The following is a 4,028-nucleotide window of genomic DNA, read 5'->3' as shown; positions in this document are numbered from 1 at the left end:
ACAGCGGAGGAACGGGAGCCGTGGGGAACAGGGGACGCGCCGGAGAGCGCGGCAGGACGAAGCCCGCCGTCATCGGGGGGATGATCGCCGTGGTCGTCGCTGGGGCCCCCGGAGTTTCCGGAGGAGAAACGTGCGGCACCGGGCCCGACCAGTCCAGCAGCCCCGTGCGCGCCGCCAGCGCCGCCGCCTCCAGGCGTGATCCCACGCCCAATTTCATCAACACCCGCTGTACGTGCGTACGCGCCGTGCTCGGTGCGATCCCCATCCCGGCCGCGATGAGCCGCGTGTCCTCGCCCTCCGTGACCCGGACCAGGACCTCGACCTCGCTTCTGGGTGTCGGGTACCGGACGTCACGTATGAAGTTCGGCCATGTGACCCGTCTGCGTCAACGGGCGTGCAGGGATGAATCACCACCCCCAGGAAGTCACTTTGCCTGTTAGGGGCAGTTTTATTGCGATTAGCCCGTCGCCAGACATCGTATGTATAGCTCCTTCCCGCCTGTCTTTTCCGGTCACACGGGCTACTGCTGCGTAGGCATTGACGCGTCTCCCTTCCCACACTTAGCGTCTGCCCGACCTTACGAACGTCGTTCGATTTATCGAACACATCACTTCAGCGGCCAGGGAGTCGGCTACAGCAACTTTTTCCGGCCGAGCCGAGCACGGGGAGGCACAACCGCACCGCGCCCACGCGCGCTCATACCCAGAACGCCACCTTCCGCGCGTCGAACTGACCCGACGCCGACCGGGATGCCGACGCCTTCACGGCGACCCCTCACCCGCCAACCGCCCACGCAGCCTGCGAACGGTTCGCTCCACACGACAGTCGAGATCTCCCTCCCACTCCCGGCGCGTGCGATGCGCGGCGGACCACCCCCACCCCCCGGAAGGCCCCATGAGACTCCTCCAACGAAGCGGAATTCGAGTCGCCGGTACGGCCGCCGCCGTCCTCGCCGGCATAGGCTCCTCGGTCACCGCGGTGCCCGCATCCGCCGCCACGCCGGGGAGCTGGACCTCGGTCCAGCCCGGTGCTCCACAGACAGGCTGTGACGGCGTACGCGCCACTGTGGCGCTGGACGCGAACGGCGCCCTCTCGCTCGGCGCGAGCTGGAACTGCCGCCAAGCCCTGAAACCCGCTCCGATCGGGCTGGTGACCAGCCAGGCCGACTTCACCACCGGACTGGACTTCGTCAGACGCACGGATACGCCCGTCTCGTACAACTACCAGGTCAAAGCGGGGAAGTCCCAGGACCGGACGCGGTCCGCGACCGAGACGAGACTGGTGTTCGCGAAGGGCTCCGCGCAGATGACCGTGCACGTCCGCACATCCGCGGACGGTATGGCGCTGCGCTACGAGCTGCCGTCGGGTGCGACGGTGCTGCGCGAGGCGACCTCGTTCGAACTGCCGACCGACGCCCAGCTGTCCCGGCAGGAGTTCAGTCCCGATCACGAGAAGGGCTACGTCACCTCTCCGGTCGCCGACGTCCCGACGGGCTCGTATGACATGGGCATGTTCGCCCAACAGGCCAACGGCGCGCGGGTGTTGCTCGCCGAGTCCGGTGTGGACGGAGGCTATTCGGGTGGCCGGTTCACCCACACCCAGGGCACCGGCCGGTTCACCGTCGCGCTGGCCGACGCGCAGATCGCGCGATCCGGCGCGTTCAGCACAGCGTGGCGCACCGCCGCCATCGGCAGCACGGCGACGATCGTGGAGTCCACGCTGGTCGACGACGTCGCGCCCGCGTCGAAGATCTCCGACACCTCCTGGATCAAACCGGGTGTCGCCGCGTGGCCGTGGCTGGACGGCATGGAACCCACCCAGCGCGACCTGCCCAAGCTCAAGCAGTGGGCCGACTACGCCTCCTCGCAGGGCTGGCCCTATCTCCTGGTGGACGCCGGCTGGAAGAGCAACCAGTCGATCATTCCCGAGCTCGTCAAGCACGCCCGGGCCCGCGGCGTGCAGGTCATGCTCTGGTACCACTGGCACGATCTGGACACCGCCGCTGAGCGGGACGCCGAGTTCACCAAGATCACCGAGTGGGGTGTCGTCGGCGTCAAAATCGACTTCATGGGTTCCGAGGCCCAGGCCCGTCACCAGTGGTACGACGCGGCCCTGGCCGACACAGCCCGGTACAAGCTGATGGTCGACCTGCACGGCTCGCGCCTGTCCGTCGGTGTCCACCGCACCTGGCCGCACGTGCTGACCAATGAGGCCGTCCGGGGCGAGGAATACCCCGGTGGGCGGAACGTCGGGCACGTGGCCGCGCTCCCGTTCACTCGCGGCCTGCTCGGCCCGGCCGACTACTCGCCGATGAGCTTCCAGCAGCGCAACCCGAACAGCGACGCCGCCGAACTCGCCCTCACCGTGCTCCTGGACAGCGGCATCATGCTGCCCGGCGGCCGCGTCTCGGACTACCAGGCCCGGCCCGAGGCACAGCGGTGGATGCGCATGCTGCCGGCCCTGTGGGACGAGACGAAGTACGTCTCGGGCGACCCGCTCACCGGCGGGGTCATCGCCCGCCGCAGCGGCGACCGGTGGTTCGTCGGAGGGTTCAGGAGCGGCGGCGCCACCACCACCAGCTACCCGACCACGTTCCTCGGCTCCGGTACCTGGCACGCGGAGATCACCACCGACGGCTCCAACGGCCTGAGCCGCACCAGCAAGGTCATCAAGGCCGGTGACACGCTGAGCGTCCCGGTGGCCGCCAACGGCGGCCATGTGGTCAAGCTGACCAAGGTCCCGGCCGTCCCGACCGGGAACCGCACGGTGACCATCGCCGGCAGCAGCCACGTACTCGACGTGAAGAGCGGGAGCCTCGCGAACGACGCCGAGATCATCCGCTGGCCCAGCGCCGGCGGCGCCAACCAGCGCTTCGCGTTCGTGCCCGTCGGCAACGGATACACGCGGATCGTCAACCAGGCGAGCGGCAAGGACGTCGTCATCCAGGTGGCCTCCCGCGACGCGGGCGCGAAGGCCGTCCAGTATCCGTACGAATCCAACGCGAACACCAACGACGAATGGCTGGCCGAAGACGCGGGCAACGGCCGGATCCGGCTCCTCAACCGCCACAGCGGTCTCTACCTCACCGCGGGCAGCGCCCAGGGCGACCGACTGGAGCAACGCCCGTACGGCGCCGGCCACCAGACGTTCACCGTCTCCTGAGGCCGCTGAAGGAGACAGCCATTTAGCAGTACATCACTCTCCGAGTCCCGGCCCGCTGGTAGGCGATCCACCACGGGCCGGGACCTCATGGCCTCCCCGGCGGGTACTTGAACCTCCTCCAAGGCATACGCTCCGGCGCCCTCAGTCCGGCGGCTCCGGAAGCCGTTCGCTGAGCGGACCCGCCCGGTCCAGGAGCCCTGTGCGGGCCGCCAGGGCCGCTGCCTCCAGCCTCGACCCCACGCCCAGCTTCATCAGCACCCGCTGTACGTGCGTACGGGCCGTGCTCGGTGCGATCCCCATCCCGGCCGCGATGAGCCGCGTGTCCTCGCCCTCCGCGACCCGGACCAGGACCTCGACCTCCCGCGGCGTGAGCATCTGCAGCAGGCGCTGGCCCTCGTCGTCCGGCTGGACGGCCGGGTTGAGGAGTTCGCTGAAGGCGCCCTGGAGCAGTTGCGGGGCGACCGCCGCCTCGCCCGATCTGGCCTTCATGATGGCGCGCTCCACGCCCTCGATGCGTTCGTCGTGCCGTACGTAACCCGAGGCGCCGGCGGCGAAGGCGGCGGCGATTCCGCGGGGGTTCGGTACCGGGCCGAGGACCAGCACCGCCACCTGCGGACGCTCGCGCTTGATCTTCACCACCGGGTCGAAGATGCCCGGTTCGGCGGGTGTCGCCGTGCCGATCAGGCACACCTCCGGTGCCCTCGTGATCACCAGTTCCGCCGCCCCCGCGGCGGGCGCCGCCGCGGCGAGCACGCGGTGTCCGCGCAGCTTCAGAGCCGAGGCCAGCGCCTCGGCGAGCAGACGGTGGTCATCGACCACCATGAGCCGCACACCCATCGAGCCCAACCCCCCAGTTCCCCCAGGTC

The 4,028-nt window shown here is 69.4% G+C and carries 2 protein-coding genes and 1 pseudogene; 1 reads left to right on the top strand and 2 read right to left on the bottom strand.

Annotated features, from left to right (window positions below):
- Positions 1-121: 121 nt before the first annotated feature.
- Positions 122-337: pseudogene (locus G6048_RS47155) on the bottom strand (helix-turn-helix domain-containing protein); the annotation flags it as partial.
- A 557-nt stretch (positions 338-894) separates the two neighbouring features.
- Between G6048_RS47155 and G6048_RS47150 the strand changes: the two are divergent.
- Positions 895-3,162: a glycoside hydrolase family 97 protein gene (locus G6048_RS47150; RefSeq protein WP_165345761.1), complete on the top strand. Its 2,268-nt coding sequence runs from the start codon at positions 895-897 to the stop codon at positions 3,160-3,162.
- Between the two features lie 141 nt (positions 3,163-3,303).
- On the opposite strand, the gene G6048_RS47145 is transcribed toward G6048_RS47150, so the two are convergent.
- Positions 3,304-3,999 carry a helix-turn-helix transcriptional regulator gene (locus G6048_RS47145; RefSeq protein ID WP_165345760.1) on the bottom strand — a complete coding sequence of 232 codons (696 nt, stop codon included), beginning with the start codon at positions 3,997-3,999 and terminating at the stop codon, positions 3,304-3,306.
- Between the last annotated feature and the right edge of the window lie 29 nt (positions 4,000-4,028).

The organism is Streptomyces ureilyticus, assembly GCF_011045025.1.
GTDB classification, from domain to species: domain Bacteria; phylum Actinomycetota; class Actinomycetes; order Streptomycetales; family Streptomycetaceae; genus Streptomyces; species Streptomyces ureilyticus.
Note: the sequence above shows the minus strand (reverse complement) of the source record. Positions and strands in the feature narration are given on the sequence as shown.

Excerpts from the sequence above, each read along its gene's own strand:
- G6048_RS47150 (WP_165345761.1), top strand. The coding sequence starts at position 895 with ATGAGACTCCTCCAACGAAGCGGAATTCGAGTCGCCGGTACGGCCGCC.
- G6048_RS47145 (WP_165345760.1), bottom strand. The coding sequence starts at position 3,999 with ATGGGTGTGCGGCTCATGGTGGTCGATGACCACCGTCTGCTCGCCGAG.